Annotated in this window: 23 protein-coding genes and 1 pseudogene; 13 read left to right on the top strand and 11 right to left on the bottom strand. The window is 47.2% G+C overall.

All coding sequences use genetic code 11. The features are described from left to right. Nucleotides 1–134 precede the first annotated feature (134 nt). The 4 genes and pseudogenes from mqnE to P22_RS10655 all read left to right on the top strand — a co-directional run bounded on the left by mqnE (nt 135) and on the right by P22_RS10655 (nt 4,044). Nucleotides 135–1,217, top strand: a complete 1,083-nt coding sequence (gene mqnE / locus P22_RS10670) for an aminofutalosine synthase MqnE (RefSeq protein ID WP_054260211.1) — start codon at nt 135–137, stop codon at nt 1,215–1,217. A 90-nt stretch (nt 1,218–1,307) separates the two neighbouring features. Beyond that, nucleotides 1,308–2,237: an ABC transporter ATP-binding protein gene (locus tag P22_RS10665; RefSeq protein ID WP_054260210.1), complete on the top strand. Its 930-nt coding sequence runs from the start codon at nt 1,308–1,310 to the stop codon at nt 2,235–2,237. A 126-nt stretch (nt 2,238–2,363) separates the two neighbouring features. Further along, nucleotides 2,364–2,974 (top strand): annotated as a pseudogene (locus P22_RS21010) (ABC transporter permease). Between the two features lie 152 nt (nt 2,975–3,126). After that, the gene (locus P22_RS10655) at nt 3,127–4,044 is read left to right on the top strand and encodes a DUF2156 domain-containing protein (protein WP_306341165.1); all 918 of its coding nucleotides are present in this window, start codon (nt 3,127–3,129) and stop codon (nt 4,042–4,044) included. 105 nt (nt 4,045–4,149) lie between these two features. On the opposite strand, the gene P22_RS19935 is transcribed toward P22_RS10655, so the two are convergent. Further along, entirely contained in the window at nt 4,150–5,106 is a 957-nt protein-coding gene (locus P22_RS19935; protein ID WP_069972805.1) for an HD domain-containing phosphohydrolase, read from the bottom strand. A gap of 337 nt (nt 5,107–5,443) precedes the next feature. Here P22_RS19935 and P22_RS10645 point away from each other — a divergent pair, with 337 nt between their 5' ends. Beyond that, entirely contained in the window at nt 5,444–6,349 is a 906-nt protein-coding gene (locus P22_RS10645; protein ID WP_054260207.1) for a DMT family transporter, read from the top strand. A 37-nt stretch (nt 6,350–6,386) separates the two neighbouring features. Further along, nucleotides 6,387–7,082, top strand: coding sequence for a TVP38/TMEM64 family protein (locus P22_RS10640; RefSeq protein ID WP_156318928.1), 696 nt, complete (start codon nt 6,387–6,389; stop codon nt 7,080–7,082). 82 nt (nt 7,083–7,164) lie between these two features. On the opposite strand, the gene P22_RS10635 is transcribed toward P22_RS10640, so the two are convergent. Continuing rightward, nucleotides 7,165–7,659, bottom strand: coding sequence for an acyl-CoA thioesterase (locus tag P22_RS10635; RefSeq protein ID WP_054260206.1), 495 nt, complete (start codon nt 7,657–7,659; stop codon nt 7,165–7,167). Between the two features lie 223 nt (nt 7,660–7,882). On the opposite strand from P22_RS10635, the gene P22_RS10630 reads away from it, so the two are divergent. Further along, nucleotides 7,883–9,241 carry an MATE family efflux transporter gene (locus P22_RS10630; protein WP_054260205.1) on the top strand — a complete coding sequence of 453 codons (1,359 nt, stop codon included), beginning with the start codon at nt 7,883–7,885 and terminating at the stop codon, nt 9,239–9,241. 10 nt (nt 9,242–9,251) lie between these two features. Here P22_RS10630 and P22_RS10625 read toward each other — a convergent pair whose 3' ends face one another. Further along, entirely contained in the window at nt 9,252–9,893 is a 642-nt protein-coding gene (locus P22_RS10625) for a YigZ family protein (RefSeq protein ID WP_054260204.1), read from the bottom strand. 319 nt (nt 9,894–10,212) lie between these two features. On the opposite strand from P22_RS10625, the gene P22_RS10620 reads away from it, so the two are divergent. Then, the gene (locus P22_RS10620; protein ID WP_082378465.1) at nt 10,213–12,090 is read left to right on the top strand and encodes an LTA synthase family protein; all 1,878 of its coding nucleotides are present in this window, start codon (nt 10,213–10,215) and stop codon (nt 12,088–12,090) included. A 64-nt stretch (nt 12,091–12,154) separates the two neighbouring features. On the opposite strand, the gene P22_RS10615 is transcribed toward P22_RS10620, so the two are convergent. Further along, nucleotides 12,155–13,417: an Nramp family divalent metal transporter gene (locus P22_RS10615; RefSeq protein ID WP_156318927.1), complete on the bottom strand. Its 1,263-nt coding sequence runs from the start codon at nt 13,415–13,417 to the stop codon at nt 12,155–12,157. Nucleotides 13,418–13,524: 107 nt separating this feature from the next. On the opposite strand from P22_RS10615, the gene P22_RS21170 reads away from it, so the two are divergent. Together P22_RS21170 and P22_RS10605 are read left to right on the top strand one after the other, a co-directional pair. Continuing rightward, complete coding sequence (locus tag P22_RS21170) at nt 13,525–13,854, top strand: hypothetical protein (protein ID WP_054260202.1); 330 nt, start codon at nt 13,525–13,527, stop codon at nt 13,852–13,854. A 161-nt stretch (nt 13,855–14,015) separates the two neighbouring features. Then, the gene (locus tag P22_RS10605; RefSeq protein ID WP_054260201.1) at nt 14,016–14,231 is read left to right on the top strand and encodes a (2Fe-2S)-binding protein; all 216 of its coding nucleotides are present in this window, start codon (nt 14,016–14,018) and stop codon (nt 14,229–14,231) included. Here P22_RS10605 and P22_RS10600 read toward each other — a convergent pair. The 6 genes from P22_RS10600 to P22_RS10575 all read right to left on the bottom strand — a co-directional run bounded on the left by P22_RS10600 (nt 14,228) and on the right by P22_RS10575 (nt 20,746). After that, nucleotides 14,228–15,130, bottom strand: a complete 903-nt coding sequence (locus P22_RS10600) for a hypothetical protein (RefSeq protein ID WP_054260200.1) — start codon at nt 15,128–15,130, stop codon at nt 14,228–14,230. The two genes, P22_RS10605 and P22_RS10600, sit on opposite strands and share 4 nt — an antisense overlap. A 74-nt stretch (nt 15,131–15,204) precedes the next feature. After that, complete coding sequence (locus tag P22_RS10595; protein ID WP_054260199.1) at nt 15,205–16,008, bottom strand: triose-phosphate isomerase family protein; 804 nt, start codon at nt 16,006–16,008, stop codon at nt 15,205–15,207. Beyond that, nucleotides 16,008–17,015: a 4-hydroxythreonine-4-phosphate dehydrogenase PdxA gene (gene pdxA, locus P22_RS10590; RefSeq protein ID WP_216598065.1), complete on the bottom strand. Its 1,008-nt coding sequence runs from the start codon at nt 17,013–17,015 to the stop codon at nt 16,008–16,010. The genes P22_RS10595 and pdxA overlap by 1 nt, the downstream gene beginning before the upstream one ends. Nucleotides 17,016–17,080: 65 nt before the next feature. Further along, nucleotides 17,081–18,382 (bottom strand): four-carbon acid sugar kinase family protein, encoded by a 1,302-nt coding sequence (locus P22_RS10585; RefSeq protein ID WP_054260197.1) that lies wholly within the window; start codon nt 18,380–18,382, stop codon nt 17,081–17,083. Then, on the bottom strand, nt 18,357–19,694 hold the full coding sequence (locus P22_RS10580) for an MFS transporter (RefSeq protein WP_235814621.1): 1,338 nt from the start codon (nt 19,692–19,694) through the stop codon (nt 18,357–18,359). Before P22_RS10580 ends, P22_RS10585 begins: the two co-directional genes overlap by 26 nt. A gap of 74 nt (nt 19,695–19,768) precedes the next feature. Continuing rightward, complete coding sequence (locus tag P22_RS10575) at nt 19,769–20,746, bottom strand: MurR/RpiR family transcriptional regulator (protein ID WP_054260195.1); 978 nt, start codon at nt 20,744–20,746, stop codon at nt 19,769–19,771. A 359-nt stretch (nt 20,747–21,105) separates the two neighbouring features. Here P22_RS10575 and P22_RS21470 point away from each other — a divergent pair, with 359 nt between their 5' ends. From P22_RS21470 to P22_RS10565, 3 genes are read left to right on the top strand one after another with little or no spacing between them, the layout of a single operon-like run. Further along, entirely contained in the window at nt 21,106–21,381 is a 276-nt protein-coding gene (locus tag P22_RS21470) for a hypothetical protein (protein WP_235814620.1), read from the top strand. After that, a complete protein-coding gene (locus P22_RS10570) occupies nt 21,285–22,103 on the top strand; it encodes a dihydroxyacetone kinase subunit DhaK (protein WP_306341164.1) in 819 nt (272 codons plus the stop codon). Before P22_RS21470 ends, P22_RS10570 begins: the two co-directional genes overlap by 97 nt. A gap of 50 nt (nt 22,104–22,153) precedes the next feature. Next, nucleotides 22,154–23,167, top strand: coding sequence for a DnaJ C-terminal domain-containing protein (locus P22_RS10565; RefSeq protein ID WP_235814619.1), 1,014 nt, complete (start codon nt 22,154–22,156; stop codon nt 23,165–23,167). Between the two features lie 224 nt (nt 23,168–23,391). On the opposite strand, the gene P22_RS10560 is transcribed toward P22_RS10565, so the two are convergent. Then, nucleotides 23,392–24,150 (bottom strand): DeoR/GlpR family DNA-binding transcription regulator, encoded by a 759-nt coding sequence (locus P22_RS10560; protein WP_054260193.1) that lies wholly within the window; start codon nt 24,148–24,150, stop codon nt 23,392–23,394. Between the last annotated feature and the right edge of the window lie 207 nt (nt 24,151–24,357).

Genomic DNA, 24,357 nt, shown 5'->3' with positions numbered 1-24,357 from the left:
AGCTGCTAGGCTGCAGATACATCCGAGAGATAAGTCAAGACTATCCGGAACCGAGCTATACTAAAGAGTTATGCCGGTTTAGCAGGAAGAAAGCCATTCCGTGCTGAATATACATAAGCGAAGGAGTGTCACTAATGGATGCACATTTACAGGCAATCGAAATGAAGATAAGAGATGGCGCACGACTGACAAAAGAGGATGGTTTAGCGTTATTTGCGAACCAAGATTTGGCCTGGCTGGGATCCCTGGCGGATTTTGCCCGGAAAAGAGTCAGTGGTGACTATGTATATTTCAATGTCAACCGGCATATCAATCTTACGAATATCTGCACAGCCCGCTGTAAATTTTGTGCTTTTGGCTGTGATGCCGACAGCCGGCAAGCCTATGCTATGACAAAAGAGCGGGTGCTGGAAATTGCCAGGGTGGCGACGGAAGATCCTGAACTGAAAGAACTGCATATTGTCAGCGGCCTTCATCCCCAGTGGCCGTTTGAATATTATGTAGACATTATCGCTATGCTTAAGGAAGCTTTGCCGCATATTCATCTGAAAGCCTTTACGGCAGTTGAGATATGTTATTTTGCAAAAATTTCAGGGAAATCTATACCGGAAGTATTAACCACTCTTAAAACGGCTGGAGTCAATTCCATGCCAGGCGGCGGTGCTGAAATTCTATCCGACCGGGTGCGTACAGAACTTTGTCCCAATAAGGCGACGGCAGCAGAATGGCTTAACGCTACGTATCATGCTCATCGTTTAGGTATACGCAGCAATGCCAGTATGTTGTATGGTCATATTGAAACTATGGAAGAGAGAATTGATCATCTGTTGTCATTGCGGGCACTGCAGGATGAAACCGGCGGGTTTCAGACTTTTATCTGTTTTCCCTTTCATTCGAAAAATACCGAACTGGCATATATGCCCCGTACGTCGCTGTGGGACGATTTAAAGACAATTGCCATTTCCCGTCTGCTGCTGGATAATTTTAAAAATATAAAAGCCTACTGGGTAATGCTTACCGTGCCGGTTGCCCAGTTGGCGCTGGGATTTGGCGCCAATGATATTGACGGTACGGTCAGTGAGGAAAAAATCATGCATGCGGCCGGCGCTAAGTCCGAGAAAGCTTTACAGCAGTCGACCATCATTGATGTGATCAGGCAAATCGGCCGGATCCCGGCTCAACGGGATTCTATGTATAATATTTTAAAAGTGTTATAATATAGGAAAAAGCAGCCGCATACATCGAACGACGGCTGCTTTTTCCTTCCTATCATAATCTTAAGTATGAAACAGGATTGGAGGACTGCCATGGGATGTGTTGTACGGGCAGAGAATTTAGCTAAGTCTTATGGTGAATTCAGAGCGTTAAAGGGCATCTCGTTTATCATTGCCAGCCGACAGTGTGTTGGATTTCTCGGGCATAACGGGGCAGGAAAAACAACTACCATGCGCATGCTGTACGGATTGACTACGATTGATGAGGGGACCTTATGGTTGTTCGGGGAGAAAGTGAATACTCTTACCCCTTCCCGCCTGAAACAGCGGCTGGGTATTGTCCCGCAGGAGGATAATCTGGACATTGAATTGACCGTTCTGGAGAATCTGGAGATATATGGCGGATATTTCGGCCTTAACCGTTCACAAGCCCGGCAGCGCGGACGGGAATTGCTGAGCTTTATGGGTTTGCTGGAAAAGGAAAATGCGGCAGTGGAGGCCCTGTCCGGCGGAGCAAAACGGCGGTTGGTTATTGCCCGGGCTTTATTAAATGATCCGCAAGTTATTATTTTAGACGAGCCGACCACCGGGCTTGATCCGCAGGCACGCCGGCTGGTATGGCAAAAACTGCGTCAGCTTAAAGAAGAAGGAACCACCCTGATATTGACTACTCATTATATGGAAGAAGCGGCACAGCTATGTGATCAATTGCTGATCATGAATGAAGGCCGGATACTGGCGGAAGGAAGCCCGGCACAGTTGATTCAGGAGCATGTCCTGCCCGAAGTCATTGAAGTGCGTGTTTCACCGGAACAGATTCCGCCGGATTTTATCAGCCAGATCACACTTCTGGGCGGTCAGGTTGTTCAAATTGCGGAAGATCTGTTTGTTTTTGCCCGGAATGGGAAACAATTATGGGGGCAGATGGAAATGCTGGGGATACCGCAGCATGCCTGTTATTTGCGCAGTTCTCATTTAGAAGATGTTTTTTTACTGCTTACCGGGAGGAGAGGCGGAGAATGACAGGCAGTCTTTGGGCGATTTTGCGGCGGCATATGACGGTGTTCCGCCGAACGCTGATTACCAACATGACCTATAGTTTGATAGAGCCCCTGCTGTATCTTCGGTCTGGGCAACTTTGTCGAAGACATGAACGGAATGAGTTATATTCAGTTTATTGCTCCGGGAATGGTGGCATCTTCAGCTATGTGGGCTTCGACCTTTGAGTGTACCTACGGCAGTTTTGTCCGGCTGCACTATGAAAAAACGTTTCACGCCATGCTGGCCACCCCGATTTCGATTGACGATATTGTGGCAGGTGAGATTGTGTTTGCCGCTATTAAGAATGTTGTTTTTGGTTCGGTTGTTTTATGTGTGGTGGCCGTATTAGGCCAAATACAGTCGTATTGGGCTTTATTGATACCATTGTTTTTAATTCTGCCCGGATTTGTATTTGCCATGCTGGCATTAATGTATACAGGTATTATCAAACATATTGATTACCTCAACTATTATATTACGCTTGGAGCTACTCCTGTGTTCCTTTTTCCGGGGTTTTCTTTCCGGTTTCCTCATTGCCGGAATGGGCGCAAAATCTCATCTGGCTGAATCCGTTATATCATGCGGTGGAGGTTTGCAGGTCTTTGGCTTTGGGGCAGCTACACAGCGGAATCTGGGTGCATGTGGCCGTTTTGTCTGCATTAACTTTGCTTTTGGCGAAGCTACCTGTTCGGTTAATTCGCAAACAACTGATTAGTTAGTGACAATCCCATGCTGCCGGGTATAAAAATTTCAGAGTGTCAATTCGTTAAAAATATTGTAAAATATATAGATGCAAGCTGGCGGTAAATATATAAGGTTGTGCATACATTAAAGTGACGGCTTTATATATTAGCCGTTTTAGGCAGGTAGCATCTTCCAGGGAGGGTTTATTATTAATTTTCATCCGATTACCTTAGCGGATAAGCCGCTATTTGACAGTTTTTTTCATAAGTACCGTTATGATAATGCCCATTCTAATTTCACCAATCTTTTTATGTGGCGTAACGGCTACCATATTCAGTGGGCGTTGGCGGGAGAACATTTATGCATTAAAGCGGAATGGGAGGGGGAACATTATATTTTGCCGCCGTTTGGCCCTGAAAATGAGGGCATGAATACGGCCTTGGAACAATTCATGGACTATTTTGCTGCGAACGGATGGCCTTTGGTCATCCGCGGAGCCGAACAGTTTATGGTTGCGGCACTAGACCGGTTAAAACCCGGACAGTTTCAGTGGGTGGAAGACCGGGATAATTTTGACTATGTATATAACACGCAGGATCTGATTGAATTATCCGGACGGAAATATCATTCCAAGAAAAACCATCTTAACAGTTTTAAACGGTTATACAGTCAATATGAGTATGTTGCACTTACGCCAGAGTTGGTTCCTTCCTGTCTGGATGTCGCCCGAACGTGGTGGCGCCAGCATAGTGATAACGATGATATCAATCTTGGACTGGAACAGCAGGCTATTGCTGATGTCCTGCAGAATATGGAATATCTGGGGCTTTGCGGTGGCGCTATCTCACTGGATGGGCAGGTGATTGGCTTTACGTTTGGTGAACGGCTGAATGAAGACACTGTAGTAGTTCACGTAGAAAAAGGCAATCCGGAAATACGCGGTGTGTTTACTGTTATTAATCAGGAGTATTTAAAAAATTCGTGGCAGCATATTCCTTATGTCAACCGCGAGGAAGATATGGGCATTCCCGGACTGCGTAAAGCGAAAGAGTCCTATCATCCGGTAAAAATGATTCAAAAATATGTGGGAAGATTGCTGAAATAATGCAGCCCCCAAACGTGTGGGTAATACATTCACACGTTTTTTTATTGGTTTTATGGACAAGGGTATGGCCGATAACTGTTTCGCTTTAAATAAGAAAAAAGCCTGTCAAGGCAGGCCGTTATATTTATCTTTATACAATTTCAGAAATACAGAGACAATAACAGGGTCAAGCTGGCTTCCTGCACACCGGGCAATTTGCTCGATGGCTTCCTGGTGGGGAAGACTCTCCCGGTAAGGGCGGTTGGATACCATCGCCTGGTATGTATCGGCAACGGCAATAATGCGGGAACCCAAGGGGATGGAGCTGCCGGCAAGGCTGCTGGGATATCCGTTGCCGTCCCAGCGGGCATGGTGGTGCAGGACGATTTCAGCGACATCCTTTAATAAGGGTATGCCGGCAAGGATGCGGGCTCCAATCGCCGGATGCTCTTTAACAATATTGAATTCTTCTTCAGTCAGTTTTTCCGGCTTATTGAGCACATGACCGGGGATGCCGATTTTCCCGATATCATGCAAAATGGCGGCGAAATTAATTTTAAAAAGCTGGTCATCGGGCAGCTTCAGCGCGCGGCCGATGGTCAAGGCGATATCGGCCACTTCGGAGGAATGGCTGTACGTATAAGTATCCTTAGCTTCTAAAGCGTTGACCAGGGATTCGATGACGGAAAGCAGCATATTTTCCTGTTCGTTGCTGAGTTTGTTGGCTAAATGATTGATCCGGGCAGCCAATGCCGCCAGTTCATCACTGCCGGTTACTTTCAGGTCGATATCCAGCTTACCGCACGTCAATTGCGTAATAGCGGCATCTATCCGATTGATGCGGCGGGTAAAATGGTAGTGTATCAGGCTATAGCCGCACAAGGCTGTTAGGGCTCCGGCAATGGCTAAAGCCAATAACATATTGCTTAGTTGAAAGTGTGGCGGCAAATAAACAGCCTGCCATATCATATTGTTGGAAAAAAGTCCGGAAAGAATAACCGTCAGGGTAATGAAAAAAAAGGTAAAAAGCAGACAGGCAAAGAATAATTTCACTCGTAACGAAAAGATGGATTCGATTACCATATACACCTCAAGGACAAAGGTTCACTCATGTGAGTTATTAAGCTATCTTTCGCGAAAAAAGCGCCAATACCTGCTTTTCTATGATTAATGGCTCAGATTTCTATTTAAGGCTATAGTACGGGGCAGATAAAAATATGGTTTTTAACCAAGTCAGGTATGTGGATTTTTCACGATTGAAAAACTAGTGGTATAATAAGAAAGAGTCAGTTTACCTGATTGGAGGAATGGCCATGTTGTCAAAACCTTTATTCGAGAATGATGTTCCCGTCATCCCTGTACCACGATAAAGCAGGGAGGGAAAAGTACCTCCCGTTACATTGACAATGGGAGGAATACAATGAAAAGATATCTTGGTTCATTATATTTGGCAATGGCCGCCAGTATATGGGGCGGCATGTATGTAGTCAGTAAAGTCGTCCTGACGGTTATCGCGCCTCTGGAATTAGTTTGGATTCGTTATGCAGTCGCGCTGGCGGCGCTCGTTAGCGCCGGCAGCTTGTCCAGACAGTCCTGGCGTATCCGCCGGCAGGATTTGCCGTTGATTGCCTGCATTGGCATTATCGGGTATTTTGTTTCCATTTGGGCTCAGTTTTGGGGAACTCAGCTTTCCACGGCCCAAATGGGAGCGGTGATTACTTCGGCAACTCCGGCATTTATGGTTTTGTTTGCCCGGGTGTTGCTCAAGGAAGCCATTACGGTCAAAAAAGCAGTAGCTGTTTTTCTGGCAACAGCAGGAGTGCTTTGCATTGTCGGAATCGAAGCAAACGGCAGTTCATTCCAGTTGGGCGGACTCATTCTAGGTGTTGCCGCCCTTACGTGGGCCCTTATGTCGGTACTGGTCAAAAAAGTGCCTGCCGATTATTCGGCACTGGTGGTTACTACCTATGGTATTTTGGCGGCGGCTATCGCTTTGACACCGTTATTCGTAACCCAAGCCAATATTGAGAAACTGCAGCTGGCAGTGTCGGAGCCCGCCATCTGGCAGGGAATATTATATCTAGGCATTGTATCCACTGCCGGTGCTTTCTATTTGTGGAATAAGGGGTTGCAAATGGTGGATGCCACACAAGGCAGTCTGTATTTTTTCTTTCAGCCTTTGGTAGGAACACTGCTGGGCTGGTTGTTTCTTGGCGAACAAGTCGGACTGGCATTCTGGCTGGGAGCCATACTGATTCTTAGCGGAGTTTTACTGGTTATCCGGCAGGAACAGCCGGCAGCTGCCCGGCAAGAACAGAAGGCCTAGCCGATTGCTATACGATTTCCAGGGGAGGCAGCCGTAATTGAAGGTAAACGGTATAAATCATAATCTGTTCCGTCTGATGCTATTGGGATTATTAGTTGTTGTTCTGGCAGGAATTTATTTCACTCAGCCGCAGTTTATCCGTACCATGACCGGGTATATTGTCCACGGGGATGTTAAAGGAAGTATAGCGTTCATTCAATCCTATGGTCCCTATGCTCTTGTGGTCAGTTTTGTCCTTGTGGTTATCGTTAATGTTCTGGCGGTGTTGCCGAATATTTTTTTGCTGGCTGCCAACGGTATTTTGTTCGGTGTTGTTACCGGAACCATTGTCTCCTGGTTAGCTGAATCGGTAGGTGTCATTATCAGTTTTCTGCTGATGCGCTATCTATTCCATGATTGGGCACATAGCATTATTGAGCGCAGTGAAGGGTTGAAAAGGGTTGACGAATTCAGCGGCAAGCGCGGGTTGGTCATTATGCTTCTGGCCCGTTGCATACCTTACATCCCTTCGGGACTAATCACGGCTCTGGGCGCAGTTAGCAGCATCCGGGTGCGCGATTATGTAATTGCCACCTTTATCGGCAAACTCCCCTCAGCGGCTATTGAGGTGACGATGGGACATGATATGCTGTCTTATCAAGAGCATTCGCCGCGGTTGTTGTTTTTGCTGTTGGTTTCAGTACTGGCTTACTATGCTTTTCTGCAATACCGGAAAACAGGTGGTAATCGCTGAATAACTGCCTAGCAAAAGAAGACTCAGGCTGATCCGGGGCCGGACCAGCCTGAGTCTTCTTTCGTTGTTGCTTACGTACGTACTATAAGGTGATGGTACAAACGGGCGGAGAATCTTTTTTTTGTTTGTAAGCCAGATGGCGTTGTTGGCCTTGTTCAAATAAACAGCGCTCTTCCTCGTTGGTAATCTCCAAGCCAGGCACTGGCTGCGGTTTTCCATTCTTATCAAGTGATACGAAAGTAAAGAAGGCTGTCAGGGCCGTTTTAGCCGGTTCTTCCTTAAATGAGTCCTCGACAGTTACGGTAATGGATATTTCCATCGACGTTCTGCCGGCAAAGGTAAGCTGTCCGTAGCAGGTAACTACATTACCAATGCGTATAGGATGGTGAAATTCCAGTTCATCGACTCTGGCGGTTACTACATTGGAACGGGCATGCCGTTGGGCGACAACGGCGGCGGCTGTATCCATCAATTTCATAATCTCGCCGCCGTGGACATTACCTGCGGGATTGGCATGCTGGGGCAGCATAACCGAGGACATAATTACTTTGGACTGGCTGACGGTTTTGGTCTTCATCGAATTCCTCCTGGTGTGTGATGTAAAGTGATATGAAATATTTTCAAAAAAGTAAAATTAATGAACAATAGTTATCTTTTGATATTTATACTATATCATTAACAGTCAAACCTATGCAAGAAGAAATCCCTCTTTATTAGTTTTGTATGATAAGCATACGCTGAATTTTAAGAGAACGTCAAATCATTCTAGATCATTAGTTTTATACAGCAAGAGGTGTTTTATGAAAGAAGCTCATTCCTGGAAACAAAAACTAAAGTTATTTATGTTTATTTTATACCCCATTTTGATCACGCAAGTCGCTTTTTGTGCGTTTAATTTTTTTGATACAACTATGTCCGGACACGCCGGGCGGAACGATTTAGCGGGGGTGGCTATCGGCAGCAATTTATGGATGCCGGTATTTACAGCCATCAATGGAATATTAATGGCCATTACTCCCAATCTGGCGCAATTGCACGGTGCGAAGAAACAGGCGCAAGTGCCGTACATGGTAATTCAGGGACTCTATTTGGCGCTGTTTCTTGGTATGGCCACCATTGTTGGCGGTGCTTTGGTTCTTTCGCCGGTACTTTTTCTGCTGAACCTCGAAGCGGAAGTCTACCGGATCGCCTATGGCTTTTTAGCGGCTATTTCATTAGGGGTCATTCCATTTTTTGTCAACATGGTATTACGCAGTTTTATCGATACGTTGGGCTATACCCGGGTGAGCATGTTCATCTCGGTTAGCGCCCTACCGGTCAATATTTTATTAAATTATGCATTTATTTTCGGTAAAATGGGACTGCCGGCCTTCGGCGGGATTGGCGCCGGTTATGCTTCGGCGCTTACTTATTGGTTTATGGCCGTTGTCAGCGCGATGGTCATTCACTTTTTACCACCGTTTAAAGAATACCGGATATTTGGCGCAAAGCATTCTTTATCGGTGAGTACGCTTAAAGATTTGCTGTATATCGGAATTCCCATCGGTTTTGCGATTTTTTGTGAAACCAGTATTTTTGGAGTGGTTGCTCTATTAATGGCTAAGTTTGGCACGATAACGATTGCCGCGCATCAGGCGGCAATCAACTTTGCTTCCCTGGTTTATATGCTGCCGTTAAGTATTTCCATGACGCTGACCATCATCGTTGGCTTTGAGGTTGGGGCCGGACGCCTTACGGACGCCCGCCGCTACGGATTACTGGGAATCGTCACAGCGGTTTGCCTGTCGGTCATGTCGGCACTGGGGTTGATTTTTTATAATCATCAGGTGGCTGCTTTTTATTCCGATAGTGCGGAAGTTCTTCCTTTAATTGAAGCCTTCCTGATATATGCCGCCTTTTTTCAATTATCCGATGCCGTTGCGGCTCCGATTCAGGGCATTCTGCGCGGGTATAAAGATGTAAAGGTGACCTTTATCATGGCGCTGGTTTCTTACTGGTTAATCGGTCTGCCGGTAGGTTATCTGTTAGCCAACTATACGGCTCAGGGAGCTTTCGGCTACTGGATCGGGTTTATTACCGGCTTAGCCGCCGGAGCGGTTGGCCTGGCCCTGCGGCTTTGCTATGTACAGCGTATGGCCGCCAAACTGTCATCAGTGTAATAAAAAAAGCCTACTCCGATTTTAGCGGTATATCCAGATACTGTGGATCAAGATGAGTGATTTTAGCGGTTCCTGCCGTCCAGTCATTGATTTTTGCTTCAAAGAGTTCTTCCTGGCCAACCCTTTCCAGGGTTAGAATGTTAACTCTTTCATAATATTCTTTCGTGAGAATGTGATAGCCGCCGGTACGCAGATGGTTCTCAACAATTCCCTGCAACGTATAATCAATTTCGATACCCACTGTGGCATAAAGAACCCGTTCCACCAAACCGGCGGCTTTAAGGCCGGCAGCAGCCCCTTTCCCATAGGCCCGGATCAGTCCGCCGGCACCCAGCTTAATACCGCCAAAGTAACGGGTTACTACGGCAACCGTATCTCTGAGAGCCGCCTTTTTGATAACTTCCAGGATGGGTCTGCCTGCCGTACCACTTGGTTCGCCGTCATCGTCGGCTTTTTGGTATTGTTCCTGTTCACCGATGATATAGGCCGAACAGTTGTGGGTAGCATCCCAGTGCTTTTTTTTGATCCGGGTAATGAACTGCTGGGCGCTTTCTTCCGTTTCAACCCGGTCAACGTAGATGATAAACCGTGATTTATTTACTTCCAAAACAGTTTCGCCGTAACCGGCAACCGTCCGATAGCTTGTTAGCATATTCGCACCTCATTATTAAGGCTGACATAGTATTAGCATAGCATAACTGGATTTTCTTAATCAATCTTTACGTAATACAATCCGATGCCAACTTACAATAACCCGCTGCTTATCCGGCAGCGGGTTTAAGTTGTTTCGTTTATGAGGTCCTTTAATACTGACTGCTGCATAACAACGGTATTTTTAGTGAAAATGATGCGCTGACCACAGTTATTTTAGAATTTTAGAATTTTTTACAGTTATGGCATTTACATCAATCAACAGGATTTGATATTATTTTAACGGTATAGTCGTTCTTATTTTGTCAAATGGAGGCAGAATGATGGAGTTACAGACAAAATCAGCATCCAGTCAGGGGCTGGGTCAATTTTTGTTGCAGTTAAAAGAAAAGTGCAGAAAAGCAGCCGTTCCTCATACTTTTCTTTTTCTATATACAGCTTTTTCGATTGTTTTAAAATCGGTGGTTATTATCGCCATTGTCAACAAAACACACTATGTTTTTTCTTCCTGGATTGATATGGCATACATTGTGCCTACCTATCTGGTTTATTTTGCTTTTATTTTTATTTTTTTATCCTTTTCTTTTTTGTTAAGCGGAAAAAAGCGATTTTGGTACTTCCTATCGTTTATTGTGGCGTTTTCCACTTTGTTATTGTTCGATTTATGGTATTTCCGGGCCTTTGGCACGTTTATATCCATACATGTTGTCAAACAGTATGCTAATCTGCAAAATCTCACCGGAAGCATCATGTCGATGGGCAGTATGCTGGATGTGCTGTTATTTTTAGATATACCCTTTCTGATCTATTGGTGCTGGAGACGCAGGGAAGTTTACTGCCTGGCCAAAAGAAGCATACCGGCCTGTCTGGGACTTATCGCCTTTTCCATTAGTTATCTTTCCTATGCACATTATGTTTTTGATCTTTCGGATGAGCGGGGCCAAAAGCAGTTTTTGTTTGAAATTTGCTGGACACCGATCCAGACGGTTACCGACTTGTCACCGATGGGATATCATTTATTTGATGCCTATAATTATTTTACTGATTGTCAACAGCTTGTTTTGACGGATGCCGACCAGCGGGAAATCGACAAATGGTATCAGGATAAGCAGGAGAATGTGCCGGATAATATTTATAAAGGCATGTTCAAGGGGAAAAATCTGCTAGTGATTCAGGTAGAATCGCTGGAAACCTTTTATTTAAAAAATGAATTGGACGGGCAGGAGATTACTCCGGTACTAAACCGCCTGTTAAAGCATAGCATTTATTTTCCTGATTTCTATGAACAGGTAAATGTAGGAACGACGTCCGATGCCGAGTTTATGGCCAATACCTCGGTGTATCCGGTGCGTATGGGGTCAACGTACTACCGTTATCCCGATAATACGTATAATTCATTGCCGAAATTATTTGATCATATGGGATATTCCGTGATGGCGGCTCATCCGGATAACCGGGGCTACTGGAACTGGATGCATGCCATGCAGTCCATCGGTTATGACTATTGCATAGATTCCAACTATTTTAAAATTGATGAGGTCATTGGTCTTGGCCTGAGTGACGGCTCTTTCCTGCAGCAGCTGGTGCCGTATATTAAAGAGCAGCAGCAGCCGTTTTTTACCTTTTTGATTACGATGACCAATCATGGACCATTTGAACTGCCTGATAAATATAAAACGTTGAAAGTGGACAAGAAATTTGAAGGAACCAAAATGGAAGCCAGCTTCCATACTGTACGTTATACCGATGAGCAAATCGGCAAATTCCTGGATAGGCTGGATGAAGAGGGGCTGCTGGATAACACGGTTGTAGTCATTTATGGCGACCATAACGGAGTGCACAAATTCTATAATGACGAAATACCCAAGATACAACCGGCAGAGGACTGGTGGCTTACCAACAATCATCGCGTTCCGTTCCTGATTTATCAGAAGGACTTGCCAGGTGAGGAAGTCTGGACCAAGGGCGGTCATATTGATATCTTGCCGACTATTTCCTATGTAATGGGCGTGGAAGAGAAAACCTATTCCCATACGGCTATGGGCCGCAACCTGCTGAAGACCAATAAGGATTTTGCCGTGCTGGTGGACGGCCAGTTTGTTGGACAGGCTGCGGACAGTCAGGAGGAAGAGCATGCCGTGCATGGATTGGAACTGGCAGACAAGATGATCCGCAGCAGTTATTTTGGCAAACGGTAAAATTATAGAGAAGAAAGAGGCCGTGGCTTTGCTATATAAGCCACGGCCTTTCGCACGCCGTTCACTAAGAAGACAGCAAATCTATTAACAGCAGGATATTAAGCAGGCTGACCAGTAAGCCGATGACCGACAGTATCAGCTTCAGGTGTGGTTTATTGGCGTATTTTCCCATTACCCTGGATGAGGAAGTCAAATAAATCTGCAAAAAAATAGTAATCGGCAACTGGACGCTTAGTACGATCTGTGAAATCACTAAACCGGCGAAAGGATCGGAAATAAAGTAAATGATCAAAACGGCAAACAGGTAGGTAATGGCTACGCCCCAACGCGTGTGGACATCCCTGATATTATAGGGTTCACGAAACATACCGGCGAAAATACTGCCACCGGCCATCCCGGCCGTACTGGTGGAGGAAAAGCCGGAAAATAACAGCGCCAGGGCAAAAATGGCGGAAGCCGTGCCGCCAAGCAGCGGGCGGAGCATTTCTTCGGCCTGCTCCAGTGTTCCCACATGGACGCCGACCTGAAAAAAGGTTGCAGCCGCCACCAGAATCATGGCGCTGTTAATGGCCCAGCCAATCAGCATGGAAAACAGCGTATCAAAAAATTCGTATTTTAACTGCCGCCGGATTAACGAGTCATCCTCAAGATTCCATTGCCGGCTCTGGATGACCTCGGAATGTAAAAACAGGTTGTGCGGCATAACCACGGCGCCGAGCACACTCATGACAATCGGCAGTGCGCCTGCGGGAATCTGGGGAGTTACCCAGCCTTTAGCCGCCTGCAGCCAGTCGATATTGGTCAGATAGAGTTCCAGTAAGAAAGAGAATCCAATGAGTGAGACAAAACCGACAATCCATTTTTCCAGCCGGTTGTAAGAATTGGTTAACAGCAGTGTGGAAGACATGATGGCTGCCAGTATTGCTCCCAGCATAAGCGGCAGGCCGGTCAGAATACGCACTGCAATTGCCATGCCCAGAATTTCGGCCACAGCTGTGGCAATGGCGGCGCCGACAGCAGAAAGCAGGATACCGCGGGACAGCCAGTTGGGCAGAAAGATGGCGGCGGCTTCCGACAGGCAGTAGCCGGTAGCAATACCGAGGTGGGCTACATTGTGCTGGAGTACAATCAGCATGATCGTGGACAAAGTAACCATCCACAGCAGCGCATAGCCGTAATCGGCACCGGCGGCAATGTTGGCGGCCCAGTTTCCCGGATCAATAAAGCCTACGGTCACTAAAATCCCGGGACCAAGATAGCGCAGAAATTCCCGGGCCTTTACATCCGGAAGATGGATGGTTTTTGGAAATATTTTCGACCACAGCAATTATGGGCACCTCCTTTGCTGGTTATTTGGATATTCTCTTTCCGGCAAGGCAACTCCTGCCGGATATGACCTGTCGGGGTACCGATTTGAAATGGAGGTGTGTCTTTATGATACGGAAATATCCCGGAAAGGACGTTATTTCTTTTTGCGAGGATATGTCCAGCAGCGACGGCTTTTCCCTGATGGTGGAGGCACTGGGCTTTGCGGCTCAGGTCGAAGTCCCTATTGTGATTGTCAATGCCCAGCGGGGCGGTCCCAGTACCGGACTGCCCAGGTCGATCTTAATTTCGTTGTCCATGCCTCACAGGAGAATTCCCACGCATTGTGGTGGCTCCCGGCGATGTGGAGGAATGTTTCCGGGAAACCTTCCGCTAAATATCTGGCCGATTCAGGCATTATTCATGAGTACTTTGAATTTAATGGATGAGTTGGCCTAATTGCCGGAGTTTTTCTGAATTCACCGGATAAACTATATACCGGGTCTATTTTTTGAAACTTTCCGTACCACCGGTCAACCAACAAAATAGGCACCTGTCATTTTGCCAGATGCCACATTTCTTCTTTATATGTTTATAAAAAGTTAAGGGTGGTGAGCTGTTTGGAGGAAAAGCTAAATGCGGATATCCTGGATAAATTGACCAAGATTTGCCTATGTAAAGGAATAAGCCGCGCTACGATAAAGAAAGCCATAACCGCGGGAGCGGATACGGTAGAGAAAGTACAAAAAGCCACCGGTGCCGGTTCCGGTCCTTGCGGGGGGCGGCGCTGTACTCCGAAGATCCAGGACTTGCTGGTTAATCATGTGGAAGATTAGGCCTGTTGAGGATAAATATAGAAAGCGAAATTGCTAAGATCCGAATAAAGCAATTGTTCAAAGTGGATTTGGTTGTTTGCGCTCTGCTCCACAATGATGCGATCGGGATAGACGGCTTTGACCAATCGGGCTTCGGCTATTTTTCTGTTCTTATAAGTGAGCAGCAGGGCGCCTGTTTTGGCAGAACGCGGGTCCAGTGAAACTTTCAGTCTGTTTGCTTCCGCTAAAGCCAGCCATTGCTCCAACTGATCCGTCCAGGCGATGGACTGGGAATGGAGCCTGTCAAACTCTTTCAATAGCGGAATGAGCGGCGAGCCAGGAGGTAGTCCCTTGTAGCTTTCGTCCGGTTCTACTGAAGGCAACCGGGCGGCGTTAAAACTGAAGGCCGAAGCCGCAGCCTGGCGGGGTACAATCAGTCCGATAAGTTTATAACCGCCAAGATTTTTATCGCTGTAGTTTAAAGTAAACAACGACGGCAGTCCCTCGATGTTCGGCATTTTGTAGTATAGTTTATCGGCATATACCTCGGTTACCAGGCCGGCATAAGTACCGTAGGAATCGCTTAAAATTAGCAGTGCTCCCACTTCGGCAGCTGTTATTTCCCGTGATACCAGCCAGCCTTTTTTTTCGGCAGCCGTTACCCAGTCTTTTAATGCGGGCAGGAATTTCTTGTTGCCGGAACTGCTTGTCCAGTCGGAACCCAGTGCGGCGGCATAGGCGTCAAAGCCTTTTAAAGCATAAACGGGATACCAGTTGGCGGGGATTCCCTTATATAAATCGTCGCTTGCACGGGGTAATGAGCGTATTTCGTAAGTATCCGTTTCAGCCGAAGCTGCAGTTGGCAGGAAAGCGCCGGTAACTGTTAAGCAAAATGCAACTAAAAGCAAGAGATGACGCATGGGCTGTCCGCTCCTTTAGGCTTGGAGAACTTAGAATTTCTTATGTTTATTATAACATAAAAAGTACAGCGATATTAGCACAAGGAGTGAGATTGTTGTTGTGAAGTGAGGGCCATTTCAAGCAAGTCGGCCAAACCGTCCGCTTCCAAGGCGGCGCGTCCGATAAACAGACCGTCGACATTCGGCAACGTGGACAGCTCGGCAGCGTTTTTCCGGCTAACGCTGCCGCCATAAAGGAGCGGTATGGCATTGGCAATGGTTTCTCCATATTTTTCAGCCAGCAGCTGCCGCAGCAGGGAATGAACCTGAGCTATATGGATGGTAGGAGCTGCTTCGGCCGCGCCAATGGCCCAAAGCGGTTCATAGGCCAGAATCAGGTTTGTCGCCACTTCGGGGCCAATACCGGTCAGCAGCTGTAGCAACTGATAACGAAGAAAGGCTTCTGTGAGCGGCCATTCTTCCCGTTTTTCATCCCCCAGGCAAATGATGGGAAACATACCGTGGCGCAGGACGGCATGAATCTTCCAGTTGGCCGTCTCATTCGTTTCGCCGAACCAGCGGCGACGTTCCTGATGATTGATTTCAACGAACTGGCAGCCGATTTCTTTCAGCATGGGCGCCGATACTTCGCCGGTGAAAGCGCCATAATCGTCCCAATGGACATTTTGTGAGCCGATGATGATGTTACTGCCGGAATGCTGCAGGAATTTGCAGGCATCGGACAGTACGCTAAACGGCGGCAAGATAAAGACGGATGCGGCAATCGTCTTAACCCGTTCCTGCAGGCGTGTCAAATAGGCAATTGCTTCCCGGTTGGTTTTGTTCATTTTCCAGCTTGTGCCGATTAAAGGCTTTTGATAAGAAACTGCCGGTGCCATTATACATCACCCCTTGACGATTGAATGAGCCTGATATACTGACCGGTTACCCGGATGGATTCTTCCATGCTTTTGGAGCTGGCGATGCCTTTGCCGGCGATGTCAAAGGCTGTACCATGGTCAACCGACGTGCGGACGAACGGCAGGCCGACAGTCACGCTAACGGTATTGGCCAAGTCATGCACTTTGGCGGCGATATGGCCCTGGTCATGATAGAGCGAAAGCACGGCGTCGCACTGATCAATGTCAAACAGACGGAAGACCGAATCGGCAGGGATGGGGCCGAAGGCCTGGATGCCGCGCTCCCGGGCCGTTTTTATTGCCGGAGCTAATGCTGTTATTTCTTCATCGCCGCACAGGCCCTGTTCGCCGCCGTGTGGATTCAGGGCCGCCACAGCCAGGCGGGCGTCAGGCAGGCCCAAGCGTTTCATGGCGGCGTCGCAGTTTTCAATAAAGGGCAGGACGTTGTCGTAGGTTACGTACTGGCAGGCTTTGATCAGCGGCAAATGCCGGCTTAGGAAGAAGATGCGCATTTTGTTTACATGAAACATGGTGACCGCCTGGGGAGAATTGGTGAGCCCGGTGAACATTTCCGTATGGCCGATATAGGGAATGCCGGCGCGGTGAATGGCTTCTTTTTGTATTGGCGCGGTGGCCACGCCGTCAATCTTTTTGTTCAGCGCCAGGTCAATGGCGGTTTGTATATATTCAAATGCCGCCTGACCGGCCTGGGCGCTGACGACGCCGAAGGGAACGTCGCCGTTGATATTGTCGATATCCAGGAGGTCGATGGTGCCGTGAATGTATTGTCCCTCATCCGGACTATTTACTGTGTGCAAGGTAAAATTACTGTTTAAAATGGCTAAGGCGCGTTTAACAATTTTTTGATTGCCAATCACCAGCGGGCGTATCTGGGTATAAATCTCCGGATTCTGCAGTGCACGGATAACGATTTCCGGGCCGATTCCCGCCGGATCTCCAATAGTAATGCCAATAAGTGGACGCATGAACAAGACACTCCTTTTTGACATGTAGTTATACGCTATAGATACGAAGCGTAGTCCTGCATAGTTTAATACTTAAGTATATATTTTGCACAGGTGATAACGGTATCGGCCTCCCCGATCAAACCGCCTTTGGTAACCAGGGGAATCTGGTGCAGCGGGCCGCCAACCAAAGTGCCGAAGGATATGTGCGGCTGAATTTCTTCAATCAGTTCAATGGCGGCAACCTGGTTTTCCCGGCAGAAAGCCACTGTCATGTCGCCGCCGGTCAGGTAAATACCTTTTAAATAACTGATTCCCGGTTCTAGTGCTTTACGGGCCACGCGTGCCAGGCCATAGGTGATACGCCGGGCAATATCATCCTGGGTAATGCCGCGTTTGCGGGCTTCTTCCTGAATATCAATCAACTGGTCTTTGCTGCCGGCGGCGCGAAGTCCGAAAATGTCGGCGTACTGGCTGCTTTGCCAAATATCATTGGCTATATCTTTTTCGAAAGGCTGTTCGTCATCGGTATCCAGAAAATGCCGTATATCCACATCGGTAATTTTGGCAGAACATTGATCCTGTAAGTGAGCTAACTGGCTGCGCGTTAAATCGGAAGCGCTGGCGGCGACGAAAAAAACTTTGCCGGAAGTTTTTTTCGTCGTACGCCGTCTGCCGCTATAGGCAAGTTCGCAGGCTTTTTGCGTAAACGGCCCCGGATCAACTGCAATCCAGGGGATTTCCAGCTTGTGAACGGCTTCGGCGATGGCGCCGATGTCGGTAAATGAGATGGCGTCAAAAACAATAATACGTGCCCCTTGATTTATTTGCAGTTGTATTGCCTGAGCGATGGCGGGGCTGCCCTGCATGGTGGTAGCCAAAGGAACAAAACCTTGCGGCAGTACGGTTTGTTTACGGATTTCATCGGCAAGGAAACTGCTGCCGACAGGCTTTACCGGATCTTTGCCGGCCGGCGTTTTATGTACCGGGACTCCGTTTACCAATTGATGGCCGCCGACGATTATGCGTCCGGAAGCGGGGTATACCGCTACAACACAGGCGATGGTCCCGGACGGCAGGGCGTCCAGCATGCCTTCGATTTCGGCGCCCAGGTTGCCGCGAATGGTGCTGTCGATCCGTTTGGAAAAGTGGGTAATGCCATGCTGGCAAAGTTCCCTGGTACAACTGTATACCCGTTCATAAGCCTCTCTGGCGTCCAGTGTCCGGCTGGACGCATTGATCACAATCGCATCGTAATCCGGTAAAGGAAATTTATCGATGTTCCGGTGCTCGATCGTTGTTAAGGTCCGGAAGTAACTGTTCGTTAACAAAACTCCTGCCGTATTGGCGCCGGTTAAATCATCAGCAACTACTGCCCACTCTGCCATTTATGTCTCTCCCCTCCGCTGTTTTCAATTGTACGGGTTCGTCCAAGGTAAGGATAATGATAAAACCGATGATTGCGGCCACGCCGAAATAGGTAAAGACAAAATCATAGTTTTGAAATTTATCCAGCAGGGCTCCGGCGATCATCGGGGAAAAGAAGCCGCCTAAGTTGCCGCCGCTGTTGACCAGGGCAATGGCAATAGGATAGGTGCTGCCGGTGGTTAGCCCCATGGGATACGCCGTAAAGGCGGGCCAGCCTATATTGAGTAAAAAGCCGGTCATGAACAGGGCTGTAGCCACGGCGGTGGAGCTTTCCGGCAAATTAACCATGACGATCATCATGAAGCAGGTTGAGAGCGCCGTAAGCAGCATGGTCGGTTTGCGGCGTTTATGCAGTAGCTTGTCCGAAATCCAGCCGCCCAGTATAGAGCCGATCAGACCGCCTACCCAGGGGGCCGCGGCGACGAATCCCATTTTAATGAAGGAGTAGTGTTTGGCATTGACCAGATAAGATGGAATCCAGGTCATTAAACCATACAAAACGCTTACCATCATAAAATAAGCAAAGCAATTGCCCCAGATGTTCCAAGATGTAAAAATATTTGATCTTGCGTCAATTTTCTTGATTTTTTTGGCGCGGATCAGTCTATCCAGCCAGCCTAGTGAAACGGCCTGCGTTTGGATTTGTGAAGTTTGCTCAGCAGTGCTTTCCTGGATGTAGTTTATTTCCTGTTCATTTACATAAGGGCTTTCCGCCGGCTGGTTCCGGACCAGCCAATACCAAATGCCGGCCATAATAAAGCCGGGAAGGGCAAACGTGTAAAAAATAGTCCGCCAGCCAAATTCAGTGGCAATCCATACACACAACGGTGGAATAACAATCGGGGCAAACATGGTGGAGGCGATGTACACACCGACCCCGGTTGCTTTTTCCCTGGCCGGAAACCAATTGTTAATGGTAGACGTCAGGCCCACCGGAGTAGGCCCTTCAAAGATTCCCAGTCCCAGGCGGAACCATTTAATCGCGGCAACAGACTGGGCGGTTCCGATTAAATAAGTAAACAGGGAAAATCCCAGGATGGAAACCGGCACCATGCCGCGTGCACCAAACTTACTGAGCCAGAAGCCCGCCGGAATCTGGCTTATGGCATACCCCAGGAAAAAGAAACTTGCGATAGCGCCGGCTTCGAAGTTGTTAAAATGAAACTCTTTCTGAATAAACGGCAAGGCAACGCCGATATTGCTGCGGTCAGCAAAATTGATAGCATAGGTTACAAAGATAATCGCCAGAACAACCCAACGAAAACGAGTCACAATAAATCCCCTCCTAAATATTAGTGGACATGTTGTGGACTCTCGCCGTGCTTTTGGTGCCTGACCCCTGTGAATTACACTTTTTTTACCAACAGAGATTTACGGGTTTTTTGCAGATTGGTGAGAAACAAATCTTTTTTCATTACGGCGATACTGACATAAAGAACATCAAGGATGTAGATCTGCGCAATTAAATTTTCCATAGACTCGCTGCGATACATCGATTCCTGCGAGGTGGTAATAATCTTCAGATCGCAGGCTTTGGCCAAGGGGGAGCCGGGGCGGCTGGTTAAAGCCACCGTTGTTGCCCCTGTGTTCTTGGCTTGCCGAATAGCGTCAAGTACATCTTTGCTGCTGCCGGCAGTACTGATGCCGATAGCCACATCTCCCGGCTTTAACAGGGAAGCGTACATGGATTGCAGGTGACTGTCGTTAGGGACACGCACATCCATTCCCAGGCGAAAAAACTTATTCAGCGCGCTCTGGGCGGCTACCCCGGCATTGCCCATTCCGTAAACGTCCAGGCGGGTTGCTGCAGCTATGGCTTCCACAACTCGCTTGATTTGCTGCATATCAGCATTCTGCTGGGTAAAACGGATGGAGGAAATGTGTGAATCGGCCAGTTTGGTTGCTATATCAGGTATTTGGTCTGTTTCCCCGATCTCCTCGTGTATATTCTCCAGTGGTTTAATAAAGGTCCGCGACAAAGCCAGCTTGAGTTCCTGATAGCCTGATAAACCAATGGTCTTGCATAAATGGGTTACTGTAAACTGACTAACCTGACATTGGTCGGCCAGTTCGGCAATACTCAGAGATACAACGCTTTTCGGATTTTTTAGCACATAATCCGCCACCAGCTTGGTTTGTCTGCCTAAAGCATGGTACTTTTCCGTTAGCCGGGTTAAAACCACATCGGTCTCCGCCGTTTGTATAGCTTCAGTATGGTCGGAGCCTGGGTGATCAGGTACATTCCGCTTAACGGATTCTTCGGGCGGACACGATGCACTGGCATTGATAAAGGCGCCGCTCTCATGCGAACGTGAATGAGTCATCGTACCGTTCCTCCTATGTAATTTTCTAACAATTTAGATTATATTATATAATATTATATAAGTCAATAAATTAATTTATCTTATAAAATATTATATTATGGGGTAAATAAGGGTGGATATAGTGGTGAGTTTATATATAATAAATCTAAAAACGGTACGCCTACAGAGAAACTGAGGAAGACTATATGCCTGCTATACGGCATATAGTCTTAAGGAGGAGTCTGTATGCTTGAATAAATATGGTGATTTTGTAGCAAGGGACAGCTTTTGAAGAGGAATAATAAGCGGTACTGTAACCTGGTTTGGGACATAACATGGTGGTTACCAGCTTAAAAAAGATTTATGCGGAGGTGCTGGCTGTGAGAAGACTGCTTAATGATCCGGAGCATGTGGTGGAGGAGATGCTGGAAGGGTATGTTTTGGCCCATGGTAAACATGTAAGGCTGCTGGAAGACGACGGACGGGTTATTGTCAATAATAGAAGTCCGGTCCGGGACAAAGTGGCTATTATTATCGGTGGAGGGTCGGGCATGAGCCGCTGTTTATCGGATATGTCGGGGAAGGCTTTGCCGATGCGGCTGTTGTCGGCAATATCAATACATCGCCTTCACCGGAACCATGCTATAACGCGGTGAAAGCTGTGGACTCGGGCAAGGGCTGTCTGTTTATGTACGGTAATTACGCCGGTGACGTCATGAATTTTGACATGGCCGTGGAAATGGCGGCTGCCGACGGCATACGGGTGGAGACGGTTCTGGTAACGGATGATGTGTATTCTTCGTCCCAGTTTGCCAGACGCCGGGGGGTTGCCGGTGATTTCTTTGTCTTTAAAGTAGCGGCAGCCAAGGCGGCCATGGGTGCCGGCCTGGATGAGGTGAAAGCGGCGGCCGAACGGGCGAACCGTTATACCCGGTCGATGGGGGTGGCGCTGTCGGCAGCAACCCTTCCGGCAACCGGGAAAATTATGTTTGAAATAGCCGATGGTGATATGGAAATCGGCATGGGAATTCATGGTGAACCGGGAGTCAAGCGGGGCAGCCTGGAAGCTGCCGACCGGGTCGTTGACCAAATCATGCCGTTTATTTTGCAGGATCTTCCTTTTGTCAAGGGTGATGAAGTCAGTGTACTGGTAAACGGTTTGGGCGGATTGCCCTTAATGGACCTGCATATTGTTTACCGGCGGGTGGTGCGGATTCTGCAGGGAGAGGGGATTGGGGTTCATAATTCGTTTGTTGGAAATTACGCTACCTCTATGGATATGGTCGGTATGTCCATCACTTTGATGAAACTGGATAAGGAATTAAAAAGCTTGCTGGATGCACCCTGTGATACGCCTTATTGTGTAATTAGAGACTAGCGTTAGCCAGTGGACACGGGACCGGGTATGTAAAGAGCGGAGGGGGTGATGTGTTGAAGTATATTGATTACTATGAAGTGCTCGAAGTTCCGAAAACGGCATCGGAAAAAGAAATTAAACAGGCTTACCGCAAGCTGGCCCGCGAATATCATCCCGACCTTCATCAAGGAAGAACCAAGACGGAGGCGGAAGAAAAATTCAAATTGATTAACGAAGCTTACGAAGTATTAGGTGATGCTGAAAAGCGGGCCAGGTACGATCAGCTGGGGATGGGCTGGAAAGAGGGCGATGAAATTAACGTCGATCCGTCAGACATGAACGGTTATACTTATACTGACCATGGCCCCGCTGATTTTGACCTGGGTCCTTTTGGCTTTAGCGACTTCTTTTTCAATATTTTCGGTCAGGATTTTATCCACACCCGCCAGGAAAGCAGGCGGACACAGCCAACCGCTTTTAAAGGGGAGGACATAAACGCCGAAATCGGCCTGACGATAGACGAACTGATTCATGGTACGGAAAGAGAACTATATCTTACTGCTCCCAGCCTGTGTATTGCTTGCGCCGGGCAACGTTTTACCCGCGAAGGTATATGCTGCTCTTGTAAAGGTACGGGTATAACTGATGAATTCAAAACGGTCAAAGTCAAAATACCGGCGGGACTTCATCCGGGAGCATCGCTGCGGCTTAAAGGATTAGGCGGAAAAGGATATGGAAGTGGAGCGAGCGGCGATCTGTATCTTCAAATCCGGGTAGTTCCACACGGTCCCTGGCAGATTCAAGGCAGTGATCTTGAGTCAGAGATTGTCATTTATCCTGACCAGGCCGTATTGGGTGATACCATGCAGGTTACCACTCCCCATGGTACTGTGCAGGTAAAGATTCAATCGGGTACACATACCGGACAAAAGCTTCGGCTTAAGGGCAAAGGATTGCCAAAAGAAAATGGATTTGGTGATCTGTACTTCCGCATTTGTATTGATATCTTGCCGGCAGAAACGGAAAGAGAAAAAGAACTCTACCGGAAACTCCGCGAACTTCGCCGGAACGGCAGAAAAATGTAAGGGAAAACGACGCTTTCTACATAGAAGGCTGCAGTAATCCGAATCCGGTTTGTATTTTGCCGTAGGATTTCTTGCCGCCAAGAAAAAGGCAGGAGCAAGGTCGAAGTAAGGACAAAATAAAAAACAAAAAACAGAAAGGCTCTCCTTATGCCTCAAGGAGAGCCTTTCTGTTTTTTGCAGAGACAATGGGGGACAGTTTGCGCTGATGCCCGGTTAACGGATGGTTAGTAATCCATGATGGTTAATGTCTCCGGGAAATGCTTTCTTTCTTCCGGCGATAATTTTCTTTCGGTAATCATGAAAGCAAATGCGGAAAATGTTGCATAGCGATAAAGGCTTTCTTTCCCGATTTTGCCAGTGTTGGCCATCAAAATTGTTTTTTTTGCACTTGTCATGATAGCCTGTTTTATTTCCAGCTCACGATAAGAGTGGATTGACGGTCCGTCAGCGTGAAAGCCGCTGCAGGAAAGGAAGGCAATATCAATTTTAATTTGCTTAATTGCCTGTAAAGCCCAATTGCCGACATAAGAAAAGCTTTTTTTGCGCAGTTCACCGCCGGTAATCAAAATTTGATTCGCTGAAGTTGACAATACCTGTGCGGCTATTGCCGAGTTGGAAACGATAATCAAGTCATTTCTCAAATTTAAGATTTTGGCCAGCTGCAGAGCGGTCGTGCCCGAATCGAGAAATACAACGCCGTTTTGCGGAACTTGTGTTGCCGCTCTTTGGGCGATGTGAATTTTAGCATCCAGACTTTCCTGTTCTTTTAATGCGAATTCGTTTTCCAGGTAGGAACTGGCGGCAGTAACTGTTCCATGTCCCTTGCTTAGAATATTATTTTCGTGCAGATAGGAAAGATCCTTGCGGATGGTTTCGGTTGACACCTTGAATCTTTCGGACAGTTCATTTACGGTTGCGGTACCGTTAGTAATGACATAGTTGACAATCTGATTTCGGCGCTCATTATTAATTGGCTTTGCCAAGTTAACATCCCCTATTTGTGATTATATCCAAATTATATATAGCATTAAGATTTTAAGTCAAGTAAAAAAAGAAAAATAATTAGGTTTTGTAATTGACAACAACTAAATAAAGATATATAATTTGCTTATAGTTGGTTTTGTAGCGAAAAAACAATGATTTAAGTTGGAATACAAATTGATTTATTGATTTTAGCTGGAAGCCGGCTT

The organism is Propionispora sp. 2/2-37 (assembly GCF_001298735.1).
Taxonomy (GTDB): Bacteria; Bacillota; Negativicutes; order Propionisporales; family Propionisporaceae; genus Propionispora.
Note: the sequence above shows the minus strand (reverse complement) of the source record. Positions and strands in the feature narration are given on the sequence as shown.